The organism is Streptomyces sp. NPDC058697 (genome assembly GCF_042715345.1).
GTDB lineage: Bacteria > Actinomycetota > Actinomycetes > Streptomycetales > Streptomycetaceae > Streptomyces > Streptomyces liliifuscus.
The window spans coordinates 293,100-315,528 of the sequence record NZ_JBHXSU010000003.1; the positions used below are offsets into that span (position 1 = coordinate 293,100).

Genomic DNA, 22,429 nt, shown 5'->3' on the forward strand with positions numbered 1-22,429 from the left:
GGGATCCAGGTCGCGGGCAATCCGTACGAATGTCCGCACATGCCTCGCCGCTGAGCGGGCAGGAGACATCCATCCTGCTTTCCAACTAAGGCGGCACCGTGACCACCTCCGTGAACGCCCGTCAAGGAACTGCTCTCAGTACGGGAACTCCGGAGGCCGCGGAGGACCTGCCGTGGATCGAGGACGGCGGAAAGGTCGCCCCCAAGGACGCGCGCGTACTGTCCCGGCTGTTCCTGGACCGGCTGCAGGTCCTGGAGGAGGGCACGCGGGAGTACCAGTACGCCCGCAACACGCTGATCGAGATGAACCTGTCCCTGGTGACCTTCGCGGCCCGCCGCTTCCGCAACCGGGGCAGCGGGGACATGGAGGACATCATCCAGGTCGGCACCATCGGTCTGATCAAGGCCATAGACCGGTTCGACCTCTCCCGTGAGGTCGAGTTCACCTCGTTCGCGATTCCCTACATCGCGGGTGAGATCAAGCGCTTCTTCCGCGACACCAGCTGGGCCGTGCACGTCCCCCGGCGCCTGCAGGAACTGCGTGTCGACATCGCGAAGAGCAAGGAAGCCCTGACCACGCAGCTGGGCCGCACCCCCACGGTGAAGGATCTCTCCGCCCACCTCGGCCTGACCGAGGAAGAGGTCATCGAAGGTCTTGTGGCCTCGAACGGCTATGTCGCCGGTTCCATCGACACCCCGGGCGGCGACGACGAGACCGGCGACAGTGGGCTGAAGTACACGGACACGCTGGGCGAAGTCGATCCGGCGCTGGACCTGTTCGAAGACCTGCACGCGCTCGCGCCTCTGCTGCAGGAGCTCGACGAGCGGGAGCGGACCATCATCGAGATGCGCTTCGGCCAGGAGATGACGCAGGCCGAGATCGGCGGCGAACTGCATCTGTCGCAGATGCACATCTCCCGCCTGCTCTCCCGCACCCTCACCAAGCTCCGCAAAGGCCTCCTGCCCACCTGAGACTCCCGTGGCCCGAACAGTTCGCGCGAGCAGCATCGAGAGGACCGCCGGGTATGAGTCCGGGTATGAGCGCTGAGCACGATCCCCTCCACCAGCCGTCCGCACCGGTCGTGACCGAGCCGGTGCCGGACGTCCAACTGCAGATGCTGGTACGGCTGATCGGACTGGACACCGAGGTCGCCCTGCCGATCACTCTCGTCATCGGGGGCGGCTTCCTCCACGGCGACCTGATCTCCCACGAGGCATGGGCCGCCGGCTGGGCGTCGACCCTGCGCGGTATCGACGGGCCGGGCGCGCGGCTGCTGGAGCGGTTCCCCGAGCAGGTGGACCAGGCGGTCGTCGACAAACAGGGGAACCAGGGCCCGCAACGGCTGCCGCAGTGGATCCACCTGCGCGACGCCACCGGAGTCACCGGAACGAACGGGACCGTGGCCATGCCTCTGTGGCGCGGCCGGCTCACGGACGTGTCGGGCTGGTCCCTGGGCAGGCCCGGGTAGTGGTCGTCGGCGGACCGCCGTGACGTTCGTCGTCGGGGCGCGTCGCCGCGCGGGCGGCTCAACCGGTCGTGCCGGGACCCGGACAGGACTCCACCGCGCGGACGGTGAGGGCCTCGTCGAGGCGGACCGTCACCTCGCCCGCCGGGGTGCGCAGCAGCATCCGGCCGTCGGTGACGCCGCGGGGACTGCCACAGAAACCGCCGTCCGGGGTGACCACCTCCACCCGCGGCTCGGACTTGTCGGGCCCGTACCAGGTCACGGCCACCGTCGCGGTGAGCGCGGCGGCGCACAGCACCGTCAGAACCACACCCCGCGTCAGCGCCTTCGCCGCGCGCAGGGTCTCCTGGTGGTCGAGCGCCTCCTCACCCCACGCGAGCACGCCGGGCGGTGTCTGCTGCACGACGGTGGCCGCGGGCCTGCCGTGTGCGGCGCGCAGCAGCAGTACGGCACCCAGCGTCCCGGTCGCCAGCGTCAGCAGGAGCAGGCAGCCCACCACGATGTCGTAGGGCGTGGCCAGTTCCCGGATGTCGCTGCGGCCCTTGATCAGGCCGAAGCCGACCATGCCGACCAGCAGCGCGGCCAGCCCCGTGCGCCAGGCTGCCGCGGCCTCGCGGACCCGGGGCAGTTCCTGGCGCACCAGCTGCCGGCGGTGGCGGGCGGCGGCGCGGTCCGCGGGTGTGGCGGCCGGTCCGGGCAACGCCTGCCACCTCACCGGCCGTTCCGTTGCAGCAGCAGGATCCAGTAGGCGCCGCAGCCTTCGTCGTCGGCCGGCCGCCCAGGATGCTCCTCCGTGCAGACACAGGCCACCTGGACGGAGTAGGTGTCGCGGGACCGAGGGCGCCGCAGCCCCCGGAACCCTGCCAGGGGGTGGACGTACTGGAAGGGATGCTCGCAGCGTGGGCAGACGCCGCTGAGCACGGCCTCGTGGCGGCTGCCCTCGATCCGCAGCCCGGCGAGGTGCGCCTCGGCGTAGGTGGGACGGGTGATCTCCTCGAAGGGGTGGGGACGTCGGGGCATCGGCATCTCCTGCACGTACGGCGCGCGTCCGCCCGCCTCCATGAGCCGATGGTGCCAGGAGGTGAGGGCCGAGATCGCGCCCATGGGCCCGCAGCGCTCGTCGCTGTTCTGCTCGTGGCCTCTTGCGCGCAGGTCGGGACGGGTTCGGTCCAAAGCCGGTCGCATTCTGGTCGTACGCCGCAAAGTCCTCGCTCGTACGGGTGGGCCGGAGCATCATGACGTGACCGTGCGGCAGGGGGCCGTGTGGTCGGCCAGGGGTCGGTACCGCACGGGGGAGCGGTACCGGCCCGGGTACGGAACCGAACGGAACGGGGCGGCAGTTGACGGTCGACGAGGGGCTCGGAGCGGACTCGGAGGGGGAGCGGGTGCGAGGGATCCTCCGCCGTGCCGTCGGTGCCGGGGTGACGTACACGGGGAAGGACCTGACCCCGGCCGGCCCGGACAGGGCCACCCGGGACGTGCTGATCGGCGAACTCGAAAAGTGCGGCGCGGAGACGGCGTCCGGAGCGGGGAGCGAGGTCACCGCCCGGCTCGGGGCGCTGCTCGCGGCCCGGTGGGCGGACGGGCGGGACCCCGCCGACCGCACACGGGCCATCGAACTGCTGCGCGAGGCGCGGCGGATGCCTGATCTGGACCCCGGTCTCCGTCGCGACGCCGCCCGTGACCTCGCCGTCCTGCTGCTGGCTCCGCTGCTGGACATCTCCCCGGCCGACAGCGGGGTGGCCGCGCTGCCACCCGGCCTGGCCCGGTACCTTCCCCTGGGCCTGCCGGCCGCCGCGCAGGGCACGACCGCGCTGGAGGTGCTGCCCGAAGTCGTCGAACTGGGACGGGAGGTGGCGGGGGAGGGGGTGCCGCTGCCACCTCATATCGAGGGCATCGCCACCATGGTGCCGCTGCTGCGGGCCGCCGGGGACGGGAACACCGGCGCGCTGGCCGACATCATGGCCGCGCTGCCCGGCATGCTGCCCGACAGCGGCTCACTGGGCGGGCTGGCACAGGCGCTGCCGTACATGGCGAAGGCGTTCGACGTACTGCCCTCGGACGGCGCCCCGGTGGACGCGGCGCGCTCCGCGCAGGAAGCCGGGCCTCCCGGCCGTGCGGAGATGGAGGAGATGGCGCGCTCACTGGACGCGCCCACGATCCTCACCGAGATCATCAGCCCCGGCTTCATCACGCTCGACGAACTGCGCGTGCTGAACGAGCGGACGCTGGCCGAGGCCGGCTCCGACGGCGGCCAGGCCCGCGCCATCGCGGCGCTCTCCTGCCTGGCCCTCGGGATGCGTACGGGCGAACAGGCCCACTTCGCGAAGGCGTTGGAACTGCTGGCACAGATCCGGGAGGCGGACGGGCCCGTCGACCACGAGACGGAGTGGCTGCTCCAGGCGACCGTGCCCGCGGTGCTGGTCGGCTCCCAGCTGGTGGGGCACAGCCTCCAGGACGGGCAGACCGCGCAGGAACTGATCGACGCCGCCCTGACCCCCGGGGGTCTGCTCGCCGAGGGCGCCCCCGACCGGCCCGGAGCGCCCGGCCTGCTGCTCATGAACCGCTGTCTCCAGGCCCAGTTCACCCTCGACCGGGCCCAACGCGAGCGTGACGTCCACGCGTTGGGCGAGGTACGGGACGAACTCCTCGCCCTGATCGCGCAGGAGACCGACGACGAGAGCCAGTGGAGCGGGCTGCCCCGGATCATCCTCTGCGGCCTCGAACTCGTCCGGGTGCAGCTCACCGCCGACCTGACCGCGCTGCGCAGCGCGGTCGACCAGCATGCCGCCGCCCTGGCCCACACCGGCACGCTCCCCTTCGCCCGCCCGCTGCTCGCCGCGATGGAAGCTCCGCTGCTCGCGCTCGCCACGCACCTCGAACCGGACTCCGAGCGAATGCGGCGCTCCCTCGAATCGGCACGGGCCGCGCTGGACGCGCCCGCCTCCGTGTCCGGTCAGCGCCCCCGCAACCGTGTGGCCATCGCACTCGCCCTGCGCGCTCTGCACAGCCGCGAGGGTGACCAGGCCCTCCTCGACGACGCCATCGCCGAACTGGAGCGGGCCGAGGCCGACCTGAGCGCCGAGAGCAGCCGGGCCAGGACCGAGGCGGCCGATCTCGTGGTGCCGCTGCACGAGCAGCTGGCCACCGCCCTCGCGCAGCGTGCCGGCTCCGGCGCCCCCGCCCACGACGACGCACTGCGGGACCGGCTGACCCGGGCGCTCGCCCACGCCAGGCTGGCTCTGCGTGCCTCGGCCGACGACGTGCTGCTCCAGCTCGGTGCCGAGCACGGACTGCGCGCCGCCCGGGCGGCAGGCAGCCTCGGCGTCCGTGCGGCGGGCTGGGCCGTGCGCCTGGGCCGGCCCGAGGAGGCGGTCGCCTGTCTGGAGGCCGGGCGCGCCCTGGTCCTGCACGCCGCCGCGGCCGGGACCACGGTGGCCGACCGGCTGGAGGCACTCGGCGCCTATGAGACGGCGGCGGCGTGGCGGCAGGCCACGGTGACCACCGGCGCCGCCGGACCCGCGGTCCTCGACGAGGTGCTCCATCCGGACGCGACGGGAGTGCCGCGGCTGCCCAGCGCGCTGCGCCGAGAGGCGTTGGAGCTGGTGCGCACGGCCCCGGGTGCCGCGAGCGCGGCATCGGGGCCGCCGCCCACGCCGGTTCTCGGCGCGACGCTGGTCCGCTGCCGGGCCGACGCGTTGGTCTATCTCGTGCCGGGCACCGACGCCGAGACGGGCGCCGCGCTGCTGGTGCGGCCCGGACTCGGAGTGCGGGTGGTGGAGTTGCCGGGCCTGTCGACCGCGGACCGTGGGCCGCTGGAAGAGTTCGTGCGGGCCGGGGTCGAACTGCGCCGCAGCCGGGGCGCGGACACCACCGACATCGACGCGATTCCCGCGGTCCGCCGCGCGGTGAGCAGGTGGCAGCGGTCCCTGGACCGGTTGTGCGACTGGGCGGGCGCGTCGGTCATGGGACCGGTACTGGACGCACTGGGCCTGTGGCAGCGCGCGCTGGCCGAGAGCGGGCTGCGGCCGGACGGCGCCGACGAGTCCCCCGAACCGGTCCGGCTGGTGATCGTGCCCTGCGGCGACCTGGGCGCCGTACCGTGGCAGGCCGCGCGACTGCCGCTGCCGCGGGAGGACTCCGACGACGGCGGGCAGAAGGCCGACGTCCCCTCGACCGCCCACCTCTGTGAACTCGCGGTCGTGACCTTCGCCGCGTCCGGTTCCGAACTGGTCCATGGGACACGGCGGTCGAGGCTGCCGATCGAAGGCGGGCAGGTGCTGGTCGCGGAGCCCAGGGACCTGTACTACGCCGAGGACGAGATCCAGGCGCTGAGCCGGGCGTACTACGGCGACGCCCGCGTCCTGCAGGGCGACGACACCGTGACCGGCCCCGGTCTCCCCACGCCGGCCGCCGTCCTGAGGGTGCTCGGCGCCGAGCCGTACGGCTCGGCCGCCCGTGCCGCGATGGTGCACCTGGCGTGCCATGGGACCGCCGGCACCGACCCCACCCGCTCCGCGCTGCACCTGTGGTACGAGGAGGGTGCTCCCCCCGAGACCGGCCATCTCACCGTGACCACCCTGCTGGACGCCCCGTCGGCCGGGGACCGCAGCGGCCCCCTCGTGGTGCTCAGCGCGTGCGAGACCGACGTGAGCGAGGCGGACCACGACGAGGCCCTGACCCTCACCACCGCCCTCGTGCACCGGCTGGCCACGGATGTCATCGGCTCCCGCTGGGCCGTGTCGGACGGTGTCACCCCGGCCCTGATGACGGTCCTGCACCACCATCTGAACGCCGGTCTCGCCCCGCCCGACGCCCTGCGGGCCACGCAGCGCCACGCCCTCACCCCCACCGAACACCGCCGTCCCGTCACGGGGCTGGACATGCTGGACCCGTTCCTCGCGCAACAGGACATCGGCGAACTCCAGAACTGGGCCGCCTTCATCCATCAGGGAAATCCCGCCCCCGAACCTCCCAGGAAGGACCCGGCCCGATGACCCCCGACCAGCTGATCGCCCTGCTGCACCGACACTGGGCCCAGACGCTCGCCGAACTGGGCTCGGACGAGCGGGCCCAGTTGCTGCGCCGGGTCACCGAGCTCGGCGACGCCGTCGGCCGCGGCCCCACCCGGCGTGCCGCACGGGAAGTGGGCCGGATGCTGCATGTGATGCCCGAGCACCACCCGGTCGGTGCGGCGCTGCGCGACGGCGTGCGGTACGCCGAACGCGACCCGGGCGGCGGTGTCGTCGTCGACCGGGACCGCCTCGGTGACCTGCTCGGCTTCCTGGCGGGCCCGCCACCGACGGCCGAGGAGGTCCTGGACACCACCCGGCAGCGGCTGCTGCACGCCCCGGCGCGGGGCGCGGACACGGTGATCGCGGCCGTGACGGACGCGGCGGCCGACGACCTGATCCGGTTGCACGACCCCGAACTCGGTGACCGCTACCCGGAGTTCCAGTTCGTACCCGCCACCGGTGAGCTGCGTCCGGTGGTGCGCGAGGTGAACCGGCTGCTGCTCGCCGGCCAGGACCCGTGGGGCGCCGCCGACTGGTGGCTGGGAGACAACGAATGGCTGGACGGCGTTCCGGCCGAGCTGCTGGATGTGGTGCCGGACGATCGGGTTCTCGCCGCCGCCCGCGCCCTCCTGGAGGACGACTGATGGCCGGCCACGCCCCGCCCGAGGGGGCCCGCATGGAGCCTCTGGTCCGTGTGCTGCCCGTCGGCACGGAGCTGTACCGCTGCCACCGCGAGACACGCCCGCCCGACTCGTTCAACCCCAGCCGCCAGCACGCCTTCTTCGACGGCGACCGCTTCGGAGCCACCGAACAGGACCCGTTCCCCTACCTGTACGCGGCACTCGATCCCGTCACCGCGCTCAGCGAGGTGCTCCTTCGGTCGGTGCGGTTCGACGGGCCGTGGGCCCAGCGCCGCATCCCCATGGCACTCGCGGGCAGATACCGTCTGTCCGTGCTGCGCACCACCACCGACCTCGCCCTCGTGGACCTGATGAGCGCGGAGGGACTTGCCGCGGTGTGGCAGGACTCCTGGCTCGTCGACGCGGAGCGGGACGACTACGCCAAGACCCGGTACTGGGTACGGCTGATCAGAGAGCACGCCCCCGGCATACAGGGGCTGTTGTGGCAGTCCAAGCGCCACCGGCCGCGCGAGGCACTCCAGTTGTTCGGCGACCGCTGCGGCACGTGTCCGCTGGAGCCGGTGCCCGAGCGCACGGTGTCTCTGAGTACGCCGGAGGGAGCGGCCGAGGCCCGGCGGCTGCTGGGCCCGGTCCGTGCGACGGTCTCGGACGCGGAGCCCACGGCGGGACGCTGACGCGGGTCCGCTCAGGCTCCCGCCTCGGCGGGCAGGTCCTCGCCCGGAGCGCACAGCGACACGGTCGCCTCGGAATGGAGCCCCAGGACGAGGCGGTCACCGTCGGCCAACTGCCGTGTCACGGCCGGGAGCAGGTAGTCACCGTTGACGCGGGTGCCGTGGGTGGTGCCGTCCCGGTACTCCGTCACCCACAGGGTGCCGTCCGGTCGCAGGGAGACTTCCGCGTGACGACGGGACACCGACAGTTCGTCGGCGAACCCACGGGCCGTCATGGGCGCCCACTCCCGGTCCCGGCCGAGGTGGCGTACGTCCCCGGGGCGCAGTCGCACCTGCACCAGACCGCCGGAGAACCGCAGTGCCGCGGACGCGGAGCCGTCCTCGGTGGGGTCCTGGTCCGCGATCGATGCCGCGCAGACGGGACAACTCGCGACACGCGGAGGGACCTTGCGCCCGCATCCCGCACATCGCACCAGCCGGGGCGGCGGCCCCGCCCCGGCTGACGGGGCCTCGCCGGGACGCCGGGGGGTCAGTTCATCCCAGGGGTCGTCGTCCTCTTCGTCGGTCATCCACGGTCCCTGTCGTGTTCGACCCGCAGGTCGACGGAGCCGTCCTCCTGATCCTCCGTCACGTCGGTCACCCGGAGCGTGCCGCGCAGTGACTGCGGGCGGATCTCGAAGATCGAGCGGGCCAGGGGATTGATCAGGTGCGTCTCCAGGGCCATGCCGATGCCCCGCCCTCCGGCGTACGGGTCCCGCAGACAGTACTTACTGAGCTGCCCCCGGGCCCGTGGGCTGATCTCCAGCCGGATGTCCTGGCTCTCCCACAGCGCGGCGGCGATGTTGTCGAGCGACAGGTCGAGGACCTCTTCCGCCGGCGGCCCGGTGATGAAGCCGAACACGACCACGTTGCCGCCGAAGCGGTTCATCAGCTCCGGACGTCCCACCTCGGCCTCGAAGTGATGGCGGATGTTCTGCTTCACCCTCTTCGCGAGGTCGGAGTAGTCGTCCTTGGGATGTACGTCCCACACGCGCTTCTCGGTCTTCGGGTCGGTGTGCTGCACCCCGAGATTGGAGGTGAAGATGAGCACGCATTCGCTGAAGTAGGTGGTGACGCCCTGTCCGTCGGTGAGCCGGCCGTCCTCCAGGAGCTGGAGGAACTTGTCCATCACCCCTTGGTGCGCCTTCTCGATCTCGTCGAAGAGGATGACCCGGAAGGGGTCCGCGCGTACGGCACGGGTGAGTTCACCGCCCGCCTCGTAGCCCACGTATCCGGGCGGCGCCCCCACCAGCCGGTCGGCGGCGTGCGCGGCGGAGAACTCGCTCATGTCGAACCTCAGGTAGGCCTCCTCGCTGTCGAACAGCAACTGTGCGACGGTCTTGGCCATTTCGGTCTTTCCCGTTCCCGTCGGACCGGCGAAGAAGAGCACTCCGCGCGGCCGGTGCCCGGCGGACGTGGCCTGCGCGCCGGACAGCCCGAGGGCCGCCCGCTTGAGGATGTCGAGCGTCATGGTGACCGCGGGCTCCTGGCCGCGCACCCGGTCGGTGAGAGCCTTGCGACCGCCGGCGATCCGCTCGCGGATCGCCCAGGAACGCCAGGGGTCCTTCTCCACGCCGAGCCGGTAGATGCGTACCGCGTCCGGCATCGCCTCGAACGGCATGCCCCGCGACAGAGCGAGCCGGTGGCTCTGCCGCATCGCGTCCAGGGACAGCCCGGCCGCCGCCTTGGCGAACGCGGTGACCGGGTCCAGCCGCGACCGTCCGTACGGCCCGTCCTGTTCGGTTCCGGTGCCGTCCGGGGGCGCGGATTCGACGTCGGCCGTGCCGGGCGGGTGCTCCGAGGCCAGCAGTTCGGCCATGCGCCCGCGCTCGTCGGCGTCCGGCCCGGGGACCGCGACCGCGCGGATGCGCTCGGAGCCGCTCACCAGCCAGTGCGGCAGGTCGCGGTCGCTGTCCGCGAGCCAGATGACCGGGTTGAACAGTTCCCCGCCGCCCGCCGGGTCGCGCGGCGGCAGGTGGGCGGCGGGAGGCAACGGCCCGGCCTGCTGGGCGAGTTGGACGCAGGCCAGAAAGAAGTCCTTCTCGGTGTCGCTGAGCCGGGTGACGTCGGTGCTCAGCCGCGAGGAGTAGTCGATCAGCAGCGCCAGCCGCAGCGGTTCGGCCTCCCGTCCGTCCCGGCGCTGCCCGGTACGGCGCTCCTGGAACCCGGTGACGATCTCCCGCAGCAGCGGTTCGGCCTCCAGGAGCTGGGGGGTGCGGCCGCCGGTCTGTCCGTTGCGCGGGCTGCGCAGCGCGTCGTTGAGCAACTCGACCACGGTGTCCTGGTCGGGTCCGACCAGGGTGACGAAGCCGGTGATCTGGTCGTAGCTCAGCAGCGCGCCGTAGCCGAGATGGCGCAGCCCGTCCCACAGCGACTCGGGCAGGCTGCGATCGGTCTCGACCAGTTCTCCGCCGCGTCGGCGCTGCGCCAGGTACCGGTCGCGGATGTTGCCGTGCAGCACGAACTGGCTGTGCACCGAGAGCGTGCCGAGGATCTCGGCGACGAAGGGGGGCGTCGGCCGCTGAGGGTTCGCGGCGGCGTGGCGAGGTTCTCCGTGCTTGGTGAGACGGCTCTCCGTCGATCCGCTGGACAGACTCACTGCGTGTTCCTCTCTGGACGGTGGAGTGGGCACCGGTCGGCGGCACCGGAATCGTGGGCAGGGGCAGGGGCAGGGGCAGGGACACCGGCGTCCGGCTCATCGCCGGTCTTCGCGGCCCTCGCGGTCGCCCCGGGGGTCGATCCGCCGGTGTCGTGGCCCGTCGTGCCGGCGACGCGGGTCGTCCTGGGCACGCCGCCCGGAACGCGGGTGCTCACGCTCGAACGGTCCAGAATCGGCCGCGGACCCGTCGTCCGGTGTGCCCGGTGCGACGACCTCCGAGGTGAAGCGGAAGTCGCAGTCCAGCCCCAGGTCCACGAGCGCATGTTCGAAGTCGGCCGCCCACCGCTTCGTCTCCGCACAGCGTTCCGCGTCCCGGGGCGAGGGCGGCCCGGCCCGGTGCGTCGCCAGATCGATGCCGTCCCTGCGGACGGTGACCCTGATCCAGTGATCCGGTTCCCAGCCCGGCGGCACATGGTCGGTGTACCGGGCGCCGGTCCCGCTCTCGTGCCAGCCGCTCGCCCCGCCGCTCAGGGCGCCGAGCAGCTGCTCCGTGCCGCGCTGGAGGCAGCGGTGTTCGAGGTGTTCGAGCCGTTCGTCCACGGCCGCGCGCACCCGGTCGCGATCGGCCGCGCCGAGGGGACGCCCCTCCTCGACGGCCCTGCGCAGCAACGCGACGACGTCGTCCGAGGGCGGCTTCGGCTCAACGTCCGAGGGCACTTCGGTGGTGAGGAAGTCGAGCTGGGCCGCCGCCTGGGTCAGTGCCTCGACGCGGAGTCGGACGCGCCGGCCGGCCTCGGCGGCGAAGATGCGCGCCTCCTCCACGTGTTCCGAGGCGCCGCTGCCGTCACCCGCCCGCGCGCATATCAGCGCGTAGTGCAGGGCGGTGACGACGGGTTCGGTGTCCTCGGCGGTCGCCTCTGCGGGCAGGCCGGTCAGCAGTTCGGTGGAGACGGCGTTCACCTCGTCCGCGCCGGGTCCCCCGGCCCCGGCGACGGGGGCGGGCCGCGCGGGCCTCTCCGCGGACCCGGTGGACGGGGTGGACGGGGTGGAGCCGGAGGTCCGGTGGCGCACGGTCCGCCGCTGCCGGGCGAGCACCTCCTGCCACGCGGTGTCCTGCGGGTCCGCGACGTCGGCCACCGCGGTCGCGCACTCCCACGCCGCCAGCTCGGCCTGAGCCCGCTCGACGGCCCGTTCCGCCTCGGCCACCGCTTCCCGGGTGGCGTCCAGACGGCAGCCCTCCGGCCGGACGGGCGGCGGCAGTACAGGGGCGGGCGGTGGGGGTGAGCCCGGCGGGGTGCCGCGTGACGCCCGGGCGAGCCGTCCCGCGAGGACGGCGCGGCGGGCGTTGACACGGGTGGCGGCGAACGCCGCGCTCTCCCACTGCTGGGCGGCGTCGCGGGAGATGTCCTGCTGCCGCAGCAGACAGCGCTGCTCCTCGGCGGCGCGGACCGCCGCGTGCGCGAGTACCCCGGTGGCGGCCATGGCGGCTCGCCCGGCCAGCAGCGCGCCGCTCATGGCGCCGAGCGCGATGGCCGCCGGTTCCACCAGTTCCTGAAGTACGTGGACCAGGCTCTGCGCGAAGTTGTCCACGGTGTCGGAGACGTCGAGGACCGACATGTGCGGGAGCTGGCTCGTGACGTCGGGCGTGGAGACGGGCGTGACGTCGGGCGTGGAGACGGGCGTGGAGACCGGAGGTGTGCCGTACCCGTAGTCGTACCCGTAGGTCGGCCATACGTCCTGTACGCCGGCGAGCCCGTTCGCGGAGCTCATACGGTCCTCCCTCCCGCCACGGCGGGCCGGGTGCGTCCGGCGCGGACAGCGGCCTGGACGGCCCGCTGCCGACGCAGCTCCCGGTGCCAGGCCCGGTCGCGCCGCACGGTCCACACGGCGAGCGCGACGACCGTTCCCACGGGCCACAGCCACGGCGCCCACAGCAGGACGTACGGCAGGACACCGAAGAACAGGACCACCATCAGCACCGTGGAGACCAGCCGTGCCCAGCGGCTGCCGAGAGTGAACCGGCTCGGCCGTTCGGCGGTGCCGATGAGGAGTCCGGCCAGCGACTGCGAGGGGTGGTAGCCCGGTGGCCCGATGCGGACCGCGATCCACAGTTCGAGTGCGTGCACGACGAACGCGGCGGGCATCGCCAGCAGCCAGCCGGTGACGACGGCGGACTGGGGAGCCCGGTTCGCGACGTCGGAGAACGAAATGACGAAGCCCCACGGAGCGCAGACCAGGACGGCGCCCAGGACCGCCCAGCCGAGGTTCGGCAGCATGTCGAGTCGGCGCATCGCGACGTCGAGTCCGTCGCGCGCGGCGGCCAGGGCGGCGGCTGCCTCCTGCCGGCCGCGCTCCTCCAGATTCGCGTACGCCTGCCCCGCGTCGTCCTGGGCCAGGCGCGCGAGCCGCACCGCGGCCAGTGCGCGCAGCGGCTCGTCGGCCTCGTCGAGCAGCCGCTCGAACCAGGGGACGGCGACGGCGAGCCGCCGTGCCTCCGCGCGGGCTCTCCGGCTCAGGACGCCGGCGGTCTGGGGCAACCGGGCCAGGTGCAGCAGCCGGGCGTCGACGGAGGTGTCCCGGGCGAGTGCCGCTCGTACGGCCCGCCTGCGCAGCCGGGGGTGCCGCAGGGCGAGTTCGTCGGTCTGCGCGTCCCAGGCGTCACGCAGCCGCCGCCACTGCTCCTCGGTGGCGGCGAGCTGTTCGCCGCCCGGACGGACGGCAAGGGCGGTGAGGAGTCCGGGGTGGCGGAGCGCCTCGACGAGGTCGCGGGCGTCCCGGTCCCCGGCCACCGCTCTGTCGACCGGGACCGGCAGTTGGTCGCCTTCGAGGCTGATGCCGTGCCAGGTGACGGGCAGATGGGGGCCGAGCCTGTTCAGCAGTTCGGCGAGGGTGACGGGGCCGGGCTCGTCGGCCAGCCGGGTGCGCAGGTCCTCCAGTGGGTCGGCGGGACCGGCGGGGGCGGTGCGGCCGACTGCGGGGCCGGTCGGCACGAACTGGCCGAGCCACTCGACCAGTTCCCTGCGCCGGGGCGCGGAGGACAGCAGCCGCGCGGCGCCCGGATGGCGGCGGTCGAGCGCCTCGGCGAGTTCCTCCAGGTCGCTGTAGTCCTGCCCCATGAAGGAGAAGGGCCGCACGCGCGGGCCGGGCGCGGGGGCGATCGCGGGGGAGGGCGCGGTACCCCGTGTGACCGGTACGGGGTCTGCCCGGTCCGGATCGATCCACTGGCCGACCTCCGTGGCACCCCAGCGGTGCTTCAGGGACCGGGTGAGCAGCCCCTCGCACAGGGCACGCAGCCGGGGGTCGGCGATGCCGCTCAGGTCCACGTCCTCGGTGCTGATCCGTCTCAGGACCACACTGCGCTCCCGCAACCGGATCGGGTGGGTGCCGAGGGCGAGTTCGGCGACGACCATGCCCATGGACCACCAGTCGACGGACGGGGCGACGGTCTGGACGACGGCCGCGGCCTCCGGCGCGAGGTAGAGCGGCTTGCCCGCCCAGTGCCGCACCGGGCGGGACGACGACGCCGACGACTGCACGGCGGCGCCGATGTCGACGAGCACCAACTCGGGCTCCTCGTGCGGGCCTTCGCGGACGACGATGTTGTCCGGGGCGACGTCGCGGTGCACGATTCCGCGCCCGTGCAGCGCGGTCAGCGCCCGGTGGAGCTGCTCGATCACCCGCCGGACGTGCTCGGTCGGCAGTGGAGCACCCTCCCGTGCCTGGTGGCGTGTGCGGTACTCGGTGAGGGTGACCTCGCCCACCGAGGGGCAGACCTCCCACACCATTCCGGTCGCGATGCCGCGGTCGAGGACCTGGACGACGTGCTGGTCGACGGGGTCGCCGAGGATCTCGTGGACCCGGGGGTCGGGTGCGTAGAAGTGGTGGTAGCCCTTCCAGACGAGAGGGACACCCGCCGGCCGGAGCTTGGGTTCGCGTTCCACGACGCGCAGCACCACGGCCTGCTGAGGGCTTGGCTCACCGGTGCGTCCGGTGCGTCCGGTACCGAGTTCGGCGAGCCGCTCGAAGCGCCCGCGCAGTTCCTCGGGAAGGTCGTGCAGCTGCGGCCGGGCCTCGCGGCCTCGCGCCGGGTCGGACTCGACGTCCGGGAAATGGTCCGTGGGCGGAACGGCGTTCCCCGCCGTATCCGGGTCGTCCCCCAGTGGTTCCGCGGTGCTCATGTGAATTCCCCCGCCCGGTGCTGAAGTACGGCCTCCGGAATGTCCCTCCACCGGAGGTGGACGGATACTACGCGAAAATATGACCCCTGCCGCGCCCGTCGATCATCTGTCACTTTCCGGTTTTTCTCGATCAAAGAAAATCAACCCTCGCGATAGGGTGTGAAAAAATTATAGAAAAAGTCGAAAGATAATCGACTGTGTCGGAGCCGGACAGGTTTCCGCCCGCACTGTGCCCGATCGCGCGGAAACCCTCCCCGCCCCCGGGAACGCGGTCCTATCGTGCTGGCATGCGTCTGGTACACGGCCCCGCAGAGTCTTCGGAACTTCCCCCGCACCACCAACTCGTCGTCGAACTGCGTGCCCTGCGCAAGGTCGGCCTCTCCCGGGTACGGCAGATATCGCACCCCGGTCTTGCCGCCGCGGCGTCCGCCGCCGGCCTGCCCACCGGTCCGGAGGAGCCCGCCGCGGGGATCGAACGCCTGTTGCGGGCGGCCGTCCACTGGCTCGACGGTTCCGTGCCGCCGCCCGGCGGTCACCCGGCCGCGGACCCTCCCGCCGCCGGGCCGGTCGGTGAACTCGCGCGCGCGGCGGCCCATTCGTTCGGGCTCGTCGGCGCGGCCTCCCAGATAGCCGGCGAGCGGCGCAAGGCGGCGGCCGCGGTGTTCGGAGTCACCACGGAGAGCTTCCGGCACCGCCAGGAGCGCCAGGTCATCGACCGCCTGGCCGACGCGGTGCTGGGCCTGGCCGGCGCGGGCGCTCCCCCGGAGGGGAACCCTCTCCCGGGGGCCACCCCCTCGGACGTCCCGCACGCAACGGCCCGGATGACCGGGCCACCGGTGCACTACGACAAGACCCCCGGTGCGATTCCCGCCCACCCGGACATCCAGGTGCACCTTTCTCCCATCGAGCTGCTGCGCGACATCGACGTCCTGGTCTCGTCCGAGAACACGTATCTGGAGATGTCGAAGATCTTCCGCAACACCGTCTCCGGGGCGCTGCGCCGCGCGGCGGCCGCACGGGACGAGACCAACGCGGTCATCGACGACCCTCTCGCCCGTGAGCTGCGCGACTGGATGGCCAGGCACGGCCGCAGCGGCCTCCAGGTGCCGCCCGGCACGGTCGTCCCCACCGGCCCGGGCGCGCTGGCACGCCGCGGGGTCCGCCGGGTCCTGCACGCGGCGGTCGCGGTGCCCCGGCGCACCGGCAACGGCTACGAGGCGTGCGAGAGCACGGTGGTCGAAGCCGTCTCCGCCGCCTTCCGCGTGGCCGCCGGTGAACGGGACGCGCACGAACCCCCGTTGTCGTCCCTGTGCTTCCCCGTGCTCGGTGCCGGACGCGGCGGTCTGCAGCCCGAGCGGGCCGCCCGCTGGCTGCGCTGGGCCGTGGAGGAGGAACTGCGTGCGGATCCCCGTTGGACGGTCCACCTGGTCACCCGTACCCCTGCCCTGATCCCCGTGCTGCGGGGCGCCGAGCACTGCTGACAAAAGGTCAGGGGCGCCAGCTGGGCGCCGAGAGCGGCAGTCCACGGCGGGCCCCCTCCCGCTCCATGGCGGTCAGGTCGCCGGGGCGCGGAATGCCGAACCAGCGCACCGGCCACGTCCCGTCCCGCGTCCGCCGGTCCACCACGACCTGGAGTCCGACATCCCGCGGGTCCCGGGTGCGCGCGAGGTGGGGGCCGTAGCGAAGGCGGCCCAACTCCGTTCGTGGGGACATCCGTTGGTTGGCCGAGCCCCGCCAGACGAGGTCCGTCGGTTCGGTGACGCGGAACCGGCCGGTGACCACGGCGTCCGCCGGTCCGAGCGCCGCCCGCTGCTCGGTGGTGAGTTCGTCCTCCTCGTACCCGGTGTAGACGAGCAGGTCGGGCGCCCCGCCGTCGGACGCCGGCCGTACGGACGGGGCGCGGCGCAGCTCGTGCGCGCCCCTGAGGAACGCGCCGAGTCCGGCCGGCTGGTCGCACGGCTCCCCACCGCTGACGGTCAGACCCGACGCGCCCCGCTCCAGGGCCTGTCTCCACAGCCCGAGCAGGTCGGCCACCGGAACACGCGTGCCGCCCGCGGGGTCCCAGGTGTGCCGTGACATACAGCCCGGGCAGGCCAGCGCGCAGCCCTGCACCCAGACGCCGAGCCGTGCCCCCGGCCCAAGGGTCAGCAGTGGCAGGTGGGTGCCGCTGATATCCAGCCGTGCCGTGGTTCCCAAGGTGTTCCCTCCGTTGTGTACGGGGAGAAAAGTATTCGCCCCGGCCCGCGCGCGAGGCAATCCCGATGTGGTTCCGTTCCGGATCGGAACCGGACGGAATTCGGACCGGAAGCGGTCGGTATCCGGTTCCGGTACGAGTGCGGATTTTTTCGCTCCTCATATATGTTTCTCATCACATATTCCGCTACTCTCATTCGTCCCGGCTTTCTCATTCCACGCCGCCGAGCTGCGGACCGTACGAAAAGCCGGGCTTCCGTGCCATGGGGAAGGCACACGCACATAGGGGGACCACTGATGGACACCAGACACAGCGTCACGCGCTGCCTGCGTGAGTGCGGGCTCGATCTCCGCAGCGCGGTGCGCAGCCGCCTGCGCGGACGGCTCGACGCGGCCCGGCTGCCGACGACGGTCGCCGCGTACGACCCGGATTCGTCCGAACTGATCACCCCGTACGTCCAGGAGGTACGGCTGATCGCGGAGCGCGCGGCCATCGAGTTGCGCGGCCGGCTGATCGAGGACCGGCACGCCCTCGCGGTCGTCATCCACTCCGGCGCCGTCGCGGTGGTCACCCAGTACGAGGTGCGCCGCAGCCCCTCGCCCGCACTGCTCGACCGATGGGGCCGCTCGGTCGCCGAATGGCGCACGGCCGCGGCACTGTGCCGCACCCGCGCGGAGTCGATCGCCGGCGGGGCGAACCTGCGGCTGGCGCACTACTGGGACGCCGTGTGGCAGCGGCAGTCCGCCGGGGACGAGACCCCGCGGACGCGCCCACAGGACTGGCTGCCGGGCGAGATCTCCCTTGACGCCGACTGGCACGACCCCGACTCCTGGCTCACCGCGGCCCCCGAAGCCACGTCGGTGCTGACGACGGCACTGAGGGTGCTGGACGGGGGACACGCTCGGGCGGGCCGGCCTGCGGCCTAGTCCATTGACCCGTTGATCCGTTGGCCCGTCGATCCGTTGGCCAGTTGGCCAGTTGGCCAGTTGGCCAGTTGGCCCACTGCCCATCGGTCCATCGATCCATCAGACGTGTTCGGGCACCTGCCCGTCTGCGGCGGGTCACATGTCATCGATTCACCCCACCACTGCCCCACCACCGCTCCACCACTGCTGTGAAAGCGAGTCACATGAACGCACTCCTTCCCGTGCGCAGACCTCGGGCCGCCGGCCCGGTGCGCGGGCACCGTGCTCCGGTGCGCACCTGTACAGCGCTGGTCGCCGCGCTGACACTGGGCCTCGCGGGCTGTTCGGGTACGCCCTGGAGTTCCGACGACAAGGGCACCGCGAAGGTGTCCTGCGGCCTCGTTGTGGACGGCTCCGGTTCCGGGACCAGCGACGAGACCGGCGTCGACGTCAAGAAGAAGCTCCAGGAGACGCTCCTCCCGTTCCTGGACGAGCGCCACTGCTCCTCACTCGCCTACGCTCCCGTGACGGCCTCCTCCTGGAACTCGTCGTGCCGTCACTCGCCGGTCGACCTCGATCCGGAGCCGCGGACGAGCACCGACGACCGGGAGGTACTGCGGCAGCGCGCACGCAACAGCGCGGCCGGCGCGTCGATCGAGATGCTCAACTGCGCTCGGAAGCAGAACGGTTCGGACGTGCTCGGCGCGCTCGGCCGCATCGCCCAGACCCTGCGCGAGACACAGGGCGACACGGGCGGGGACCTGGCCGTCCTCGCGGTCAGCGACTTCGAACAGGCCGACCCGGAGTACCGGCTCTCCAGGGAACCTCTGGCGACCAGGGCCGAGCGCACCAGGGCGGTCGACAAGCTCCTGGCCGGCCGGAAACTCCCCGCGCTGAAGGGGATGGATCTCTACACGGTCGGCTACGGCAAGAACCCGACCCGCAAGCCTTCCACCTACGAGGGCTTCGACCAGTTCTGGACCGACATCCTCACGACACGGGCGAAGGCACATGTCCATCACGACGACGAGTAACCGACCCGACGAGCCCGCCCCGCGGCGTTCCCTGGCCGACCGCGCACGGCGTCGCGAGGATGGCTCGCCGCGCCGGGTCTTCGCGGCGTTCGGCCGGCAGCCCCGGACCGACCTGCGGCGCACACCACTGGTCCTGAGTGACCGTGCGCAGCGACGGCTCCTGAAAAAGGCGGAGGAGCAGGGCAGGGAGGACGGTGGCGGCAAGGCCCTCGACGTCGTCGTGCTGTCCAGCGGCATCCTGCCGCCGTACGCGGCCGAACTGGCCGCCCGCCGCGGCCTCGTGCGGGAACTGACCGAGGAGGAGGCCGCCGACCAGGAGACCCGGGCCTCGCGGGAGGACGCGGAGGCCCGCAACCGGATCGTGCGGGAGGAGGCGGGGGTCACCCTCGCCCAGACCCGGCTCGTCGAGGCGGAGCACGACGTGCGCCGCGCCCGCGAGCAGCTCGACCTGCTCGCCCACCGGTCGATGCGCTGGCAGCGGCTGCGCGACGCGGTCCGTGAACGCTTCGAACGGGCGGCGGCGGGCGGCGGAGCGCGGCCGGACGCCCCGGACCGCACCACCCCGGCGGGCGACCTCGACCCGCCGTCGACGCCGGCCGACCCCGACGACGGATACCAGTCCCTCAACCCCGTACCGGCCGACCCGCGCCAGACCGCGATACCCACGCCCGCGCAGGGCGCGGTCGCCGCGTCCGTCGAGGGCTGGGAGGGGCTGCGGGCCAGGGCCGCGATGCCGGACAAGCTGGTCCTGTTCATGCTCGCCCTGGTCTTCGCGGTCGAAGTGCCCATCTACTGGGTGGCGTTCGAACCGCTCCACGGCGTGGGCACGTCCAGTTCCCGTGCGCTCAACGCGACGCTGGCGATCTCCGTGGGCATACTCATGCTGGCGGTGCCACATATCGTCGGTCGCGCGATGCGGGAGCGCGGCGCGACGGGCGCCAGTCGCCCGGCCGGACCCGCGGCCCTGCTGTTCCTCGGCTTCTGGGCGGCCTGCACGGTCGCCCTGGGCATCCTGCGCGCGAAGTCGATCCTGGCCGAGCCGCCGGTCGAGGCGGCCACGGGTGAGGCCGGCGCGTTCGAGGGCGCGGACACGGGCGCGGTTCCGTCCCTGGTGGACCGCATGGACCTCCAGCCGGAAACGGTCTACTGGATGTTCATCTCGCTCCTGCTGCTCTCCGGCGGCATCGGCTTCCTGGCAGGGCTGCTGCGCGAGCACCCGTACGTCGACAGTTTCCGCTCGGCGCTCGAACGCCGCCAGGACCGTGGAAGCGAACTCGCCTCCGCGCACGCCCGGTTGGTGGCCGCACGCGCCTGGGTCGACTCGGCGGGCGACCGCGCCGAGCAGCGCCGCCGCGGTGTGGAGGCGCGGCTGCGTGCGGCGGACGAACTCTACGAAACGGCGGCGGAGGCCCATCGCCACGGCTTCACGTCGGCGGCGGCAGACCCGGCGATCACGGAGGCGGCCCACAAACGCACCGAATCAGGAGCTCCGCTCCTGCCCCCGTCCACGACCCGCCGCCCACCGGCACCGCGCCGCTGAGGCAACCCCCGCGGCGGTTCACCGGCAGCCGAGAGACCTGGGCCGAGACCCATCTCGCCCATCGCCTCGCTGGTGCACACCGTCCCGGAGAAGTCCCACAGATGCCGCCGTGCCCCCTCCCCGACCAGCTTCATCGCAGGTCGGGCAGGGTGCGGCGGCATCCGCGTATCAAATGTCCCGGAAGGTCTCGATCTGTGCGCCCACCGAGTTGAGCCGCTCGGCCAGGTCCTCGTAGCCGCGGTTGATGACGTACACGTTCCGCAGGACGGACGTGCCCTCGGCCGCCATCATCGCCAGCAGGACGACGACGGCGGGGCGCAGGGCGGGCGGGCACATCATCTCGGCGGCGCGCCAGCGGGTCGGGCCCTCGACCAGCACGCGGTGCGGGTCGAGGAGCTGGAGGCGGCCGCCGAGGCGGTTCAGGTCCGTGAGGTAGATCGCGCGGTTGTCGTAGACCCAGTCGTGGATCAGGGTCTTGCCCTGCGCCGAGGCCGCGATGGCCGCGAAGAAGGGGACGTTGTCGATGTTCAGGCCCGGGAACGGCATCGGGTGGATCTTGTCGATCGGCGCCTCCAGCTTGGAGGGCCGGACGGTCAGGTCCACCAGGCGCGTACGGCCGTTGTCCGCGAAGTACTCCGGCGTACGGTCGTGGTCGAGGCCCATCTCCTCCAGGACCGCGAGCTCGATCTCCAGGAACTCGATCGGCACCCGGCGCACGGTCAGCTCGGACTCCGTGACGACCGCCGCGGCCAGCAGGCTCATCGCCTCGACCGGGTCCTCGGAGGGGGAGTAGTCGACGTCCACGTCGATGTTCGGCACGCCGTGCACGGTGAGCGTGGTGGTGCCGATGCCCTCGACGCGTACGCCCAGTGCCTCCAGGAAGAAGCAGAGGTCCTGGACCATGTAGTTGGACGAGGCGTTGCGGATGACGGTCGTGCCGTCGTGCCGCGCGGCCGCGAGCAGCGCGTTCTCGGTCACCGTGTCGCCGCGCTCGGTCAGCACGATGGGGCGCCCCGGAGTCACCTTGCGGTCCACCTGCGCGTGGTAGAGACCCTCGGTGGCCGCGATGTCCAGGCCGAACCGGCGCAGCGCGATCATGTGCGGCTCGATCGTCCGCGTGCCGAGGTCGCAGCCGCCCGCGTACGGCAGCGTGAAGCTGTCCATACGGTGCAGCAGCGGGCCGAGGAACATGATGATCGAGCGGGTGCGACGCGCGGCCGCCGCGTCCATCGCCCCCATGTCCAGCTCGGCCGGCGGCACGATCTCCAGGTCGACGCCACCGTTGATCCACCGGGTGCGTACGCCGATGGAGCCGAGCACCTCCAGAAGGCGGTACACCTCCTCGATGCGCGCGACGCGGCGCAGCACTGTGCGGCCCCGGTTCAGGAGCGTCGCGCAGAGCAGCGCCACGCACGCGTTCTTGCTGGTCTTCACGTCGATGGAGCCGGAGAGCCGGCGTCCGCCGACCACCCGCAGATGCATCGGACCCGCATAGCCGAGCGAGACGATCTCACTGTCCAGCGCTTCACCGATTCGGGCGATCATCTCAAGGCTGATGTTTTGGTTGCCGCGTTCGATGCGGTTCACCGCACTCTGACTGGTGCCGAGCGCCTCGGCCAGCTGCGTCTGTGTCCAGCCCCGGTGCTGACGGGCGTCACGGATGAGCTTGCCGATGCGTACGAGGTAGTCGTCTGCCATGGCGGCAGGCTATCTCAGATATGAGATGGGGCATCTCGGGGGGTCCGAGTGGGTGACGGTCCCTCAGCCGCGCTTGGGGCGCTTGGTCGTGGTGCGTCGCCAGCCGAAGGGGCCCGGCAGATCCATCGAGGTGGTCCGGCGGCCCGTGCTGCTGTGTGTGCGCCGCGGTCCGTTCTTGCCGCCGCTGGTGATGGACCACGAGCGACGGTTGATGTTCAGCCGTACTCCCGGCAGGATCCGGAAGCTCTTGCGGAATGTGAGGGGCATGCGTGCCTCCTTGTCGTCCGTCGCCGGGTACCCCGGATGCCGGTCGATACGCCGAACGCGCTTGCCTCCGGGCCCGGTTCGGGCCCCAATCGGGTCCCGGTCCGCGTCGGGGATAGCTCCGTACCCGTGATCGCCGCCGCCCCGCGGCACGGTTTCGGCCGTCTTGAGATGGCTTCCGGAGCA

At 72.5% G+C, this 22,429-nt stretch carries 18 protein-coding genes; 9 read left to right on the forward strand and 9 right to left on the reverse strand.

The genetic code is table 11. The annotated features are described in order from the left end of the window. Window positions 1-98: 98 nt before the first annotated feature. Together ACFWXQ_RS09185 and ACFWXQ_RS09190 are read left to right on the forward strand one after the other, a co-directional pair. Window positions 99-971, forward strand: coding sequence for an RNA polymerase sigma factor SigF (locus ACFWXQ_RS09185; protein WP_383952709.1), 873 nt, complete (start codon window positions 99-101; stop codon window positions 969-971). A gap of 65 nt (window positions 972-1,036) precedes the next feature. Next, a complete protein-coding gene (locus ACFWXQ_RS09190; protein ID WP_383952707.1) occupies window positions 1,037-1,468 on the forward strand; it encodes a hypothetical protein in 432 nt (143 codons plus the stop codon). A gap of 58 nt (window positions 1,469-1,526) precedes the next feature. On the opposite strand, the gene ACFWXQ_RS09195 is transcribed toward ACFWXQ_RS09190, so the two are convergent. Beyond that, window positions 1,527-2,165, reverse strand: a complete 639-nt coding sequence (locus ACFWXQ_RS09195; RefSeq protein ID WP_383952705.1) for a hypothetical protein — start codon at window positions 2,163-2,165, stop codon at window positions 1,527-1,529. A gap of 11 nt (window positions 2,166-2,176) precedes the next feature. Then, window positions 2,177-2,638, reverse strand: a complete 462-nt coding sequence (locus tag ACFWXQ_RS09200) for a hypothetical protein (RefSeq protein ID WP_383952703.1) — start codon at window positions 2,636-2,638, stop codon at window positions 2,177-2,179. Between the two features lie 167 nt (window positions 2,639-2,805). Between ACFWXQ_RS09200 and ACFWXQ_RS09205 the strand changes: the two genes are divergently transcribed. Genes ACFWXQ_RS09205 through ACFWXQ_RS09215 form a run of 3 tightly spaced genes read left to right on the forward strand, consistent with a single transcriptional unit; the run spans window position 2,806 to window position 7,795 of the window. Further along, on the forward strand, window positions 2,806-6,462 hold the full coding sequence (locus ACFWXQ_RS09205; RefSeq protein WP_386267884.1) for a CHAT domain-containing protein: 3,657 nt from the start codon (window positions 2,806-2,808) through the stop codon (window positions 6,460-6,462). Next, window positions 6,459-7,124 carry a hypothetical protein gene (locus ACFWXQ_RS09210; RefSeq protein WP_383941436.1) on the forward strand — a complete coding sequence of 222 codons (666 nt, stop codon included), beginning with the start codon at window positions 6,459-6,461 and terminating at the stop codon, window positions 7,122-7,124. The genes ACFWXQ_RS09205 and ACFWXQ_RS09210 overlap by 4 nt, the downstream gene beginning before the upstream one ends. Beyond that, the gene (locus ACFWXQ_RS09215) at window positions 7,124-7,795 is read left to right on the forward strand and encodes an RES family NAD+ phosphorylase (protein WP_383941433.1); all 672 of its coding nucleotides are present in this window, start codon (window positions 7,124-7,126) and stop codon (window positions 7,793-7,795) included. The genes ACFWXQ_RS09210 and ACFWXQ_RS09215 overlap by 1 nt, the downstream gene beginning before the upstream one ends. 11 nt (window positions 7,796-7,806) lie before the next feature. Here ACFWXQ_RS09215 and ACFWXQ_RS09220 read toward each other — a convergent pair whose 3' ends face one another. The 4 genes from ACFWXQ_RS09220 to ACFWXQ_RS09235 all read right to left on the reverse strand — a co-directional run bounded on the left by ACFWXQ_RS09220 (window position 7,807) and on the right by ACFWXQ_RS09235 (window position 14,608). Continuing rightward, on the reverse strand, window positions 7,807-8,361 hold the full coding sequence (locus ACFWXQ_RS09220; protein WP_383941431.1) for an FHA domain-containing protein: 555 nt from the start codon (window positions 8,359-8,361) through the stop codon (window positions 7,807-7,809). After that, window positions 8,358-10,430, reverse strand: coding sequence for an AAA family ATPase (locus ACFWXQ_RS09225; RefSeq protein WP_386267887.1), 2,073 nt, complete (start codon window positions 10,428-10,430; stop codon window positions 8,358-8,360). The genes ACFWXQ_RS09220 and ACFWXQ_RS09225 overlap by 4 nt, the downstream gene beginning before the upstream one ends. Window positions 10,431-10,526: 96 nt before the next feature. Continuing rightward, window positions 10,527-12,200: a hypothetical protein gene (locus tag ACFWXQ_RS09230; protein ID WP_383941425.1), complete on the reverse strand. Its 1,674-nt coding sequence runs from the start codon at window positions 12,198-12,200 to the stop codon at window positions 10,527-10,529. Next, complete coding sequence (locus ACFWXQ_RS09235) at window positions 12,197-14,608, reverse strand: protein kinase (protein WP_383941422.1); 2,412 nt, start codon at window positions 14,606-14,608, stop codon at window positions 12,197-12,199. The genes ACFWXQ_RS09230 and ACFWXQ_RS09235 overlap by 4 nt, the downstream gene beginning before the upstream one ends. Window positions 14,609-14,895: 287 nt before the next feature. On the opposite strand from ACFWXQ_RS09235, the gene ACFWXQ_RS09240 reads away from it, so the two are divergent. Beyond that, on the forward strand, window positions 14,896-16,089 hold the full coding sequence (locus tag ACFWXQ_RS09240) for an Appr-1-p processing protein (protein ID WP_383941419.1): 1,194 nt from the start codon (window positions 14,896-14,898) through the stop codon (window positions 16,087-16,089). Window positions 16,090-16,096: 7 nt separating this feature from the next. Here the strand turns inward: ACFWXQ_RS09240 and ACFWXQ_RS09245 are convergent, their stop codons facing one another. Continuing rightward, window positions 16,097-16,804: a 4Fe-4S single cluster domain-containing protein gene (locus ACFWXQ_RS09245; RefSeq protein ID WP_383941416.1), complete on the reverse strand. Its 708-nt coding sequence runs from the start codon at window positions 16,802-16,804 to the stop codon at window positions 16,097-16,099. A gap of 294 nt (window positions 16,805-17,098) precedes the next feature. Between ACFWXQ_RS09245 and ACFWXQ_RS09250 the strand changes: the two genes are divergently transcribed. From ACFWXQ_RS09250 to ACFWXQ_RS09260, 3 genes are all read left to right on the forward strand, one after another. Continuing rightward, entirely contained in the window at window positions 17,099-17,728 is a 630-nt protein-coding gene (locus tag ACFWXQ_RS09250) for a hypothetical protein (RefSeq protein ID WP_383941413.1), read from the forward strand. Between the two features lie 269 nt (window positions 17,729-17,997). Further along, window positions 17,998-18,741 (forward strand): hypothetical protein, encoded by a 744-nt coding sequence (locus tag ACFWXQ_RS09255; protein ID WP_383941410.1) that lies wholly within the window; start codon window positions 17,998-18,000, stop codon window positions 18,739-18,741. Beyond that, window positions 18,719-20,281 carry a hypothetical protein gene (locus tag ACFWXQ_RS09260; RefSeq protein WP_383941407.1) on the forward strand — a complete coding sequence of 521 codons (1,563 nt, stop codon included), beginning with the start codon at window positions 18,719-18,721 and terminating at the stop codon, window positions 20,279-20,281. The genes ACFWXQ_RS09255 and ACFWXQ_RS09260 overlap by 23 nt, the downstream gene beginning before the upstream one ends. Window positions 20,282-20,449: 168 nt before the next feature. Here the strand turns inward: ACFWXQ_RS09260 and ACFWXQ_RS09265 are convergent, their stop codons facing one another. Further along, window positions 20,450-21,979: a helix-turn-helix domain-containing protein gene (locus ACFWXQ_RS09265; RefSeq protein ID WP_383941404.1), complete on the reverse strand. Its 1,530-nt coding sequence runs from the start codon at window positions 21,977-21,979 to the stop codon at window positions 20,450-20,452. A gap of 63 nt (window positions 21,980-22,042) precedes the next feature. Beyond that, window positions 22,043-22,246: a DUF4236 domain-containing protein gene (locus ACFWXQ_RS09270; RefSeq protein WP_055614328.1), complete on the reverse strand. Its 204-nt coding sequence runs from the start codon at window positions 22,244-22,246 to the stop codon at window positions 22,043-22,045. Window positions 22,247-22,429: the final 183 nt, after the last annotated feature.

Coding starts and splice junctions, on each gene's coding strand:
- ACFWXQ_RS09190 (WP_383952707.1), top strand. CDS start 1,037: ATGAGCGCTGAGCACGATCCCCTCCACCAGCCGTCCGCACCGGTCGTG.
- ACFWXQ_RS09210 (WP_383941436.1), top strand. CDS start 6,459: ATGACCCCCGACCAGCTGATCGCCCTGCTGCACCGACACTGGGCCCAG.
- ACFWXQ_RS09215 (WP_383941433.1), top strand. CDS start 7,124: ATGGCCGGCCACGCCCCGCCCGAGGGGGCCCGCATGGAGCCTCTGGTC.
- ACFWXQ_RS09220 (WP_383941431.1), bottom strand. CDS start 8,361: ATGACCGACGAAGAGGACGACGACCCCTGGGATGAACTGACCCCCCGG.
- ACFWXQ_RS09230 (WP_383941425.1), bottom strand. CDS start 12,200: ATGAGCTCCGCGAACGGGCTCGCCGGCGTACAGGACGTATGGCCGACC.
- ACFWXQ_RS09235 (WP_383941422.1), bottom strand. CDS start 14,608: ATGAGCACCGCGGAACCACTGGGGGACGACCCGGATACGGCGGGGAAC.
- ACFWXQ_RS09240 (WP_383941419.1), top strand. CDS start 14,896: ATGCGTCTGGTACACGGCCCCGCAGAGTCTTCGGAACTTCCCCCGCAC.
- ACFWXQ_RS09250 (WP_383941413.1), top strand. CDS start 17,099: ATGGACACCAGACACAGCGTCACGCGCTGCCTGCGTGAGTGCGGGCTC.
- ACFWXQ_RS09260 (WP_383941407.1), top strand. CDS start 18,719: ATGTCCATCACGACGACGAGTAACCGACCCGACGAGCCCGCCCCGCGG.
- ACFWXQ_RS09265 (WP_383941404.1), bottom strand. CDS start 21,979: ATGGCAGACGACTACCTCGTACGCATCGGCAAGCTCATCCGTGACGCC.
- ACFWXQ_RS09270 (WP_055614328.1), bottom strand. CDS start 22,246: ATGCCCCTCACATTCCGCAAGAGCTTCCGGATCCTGCCGGGAGTACGG.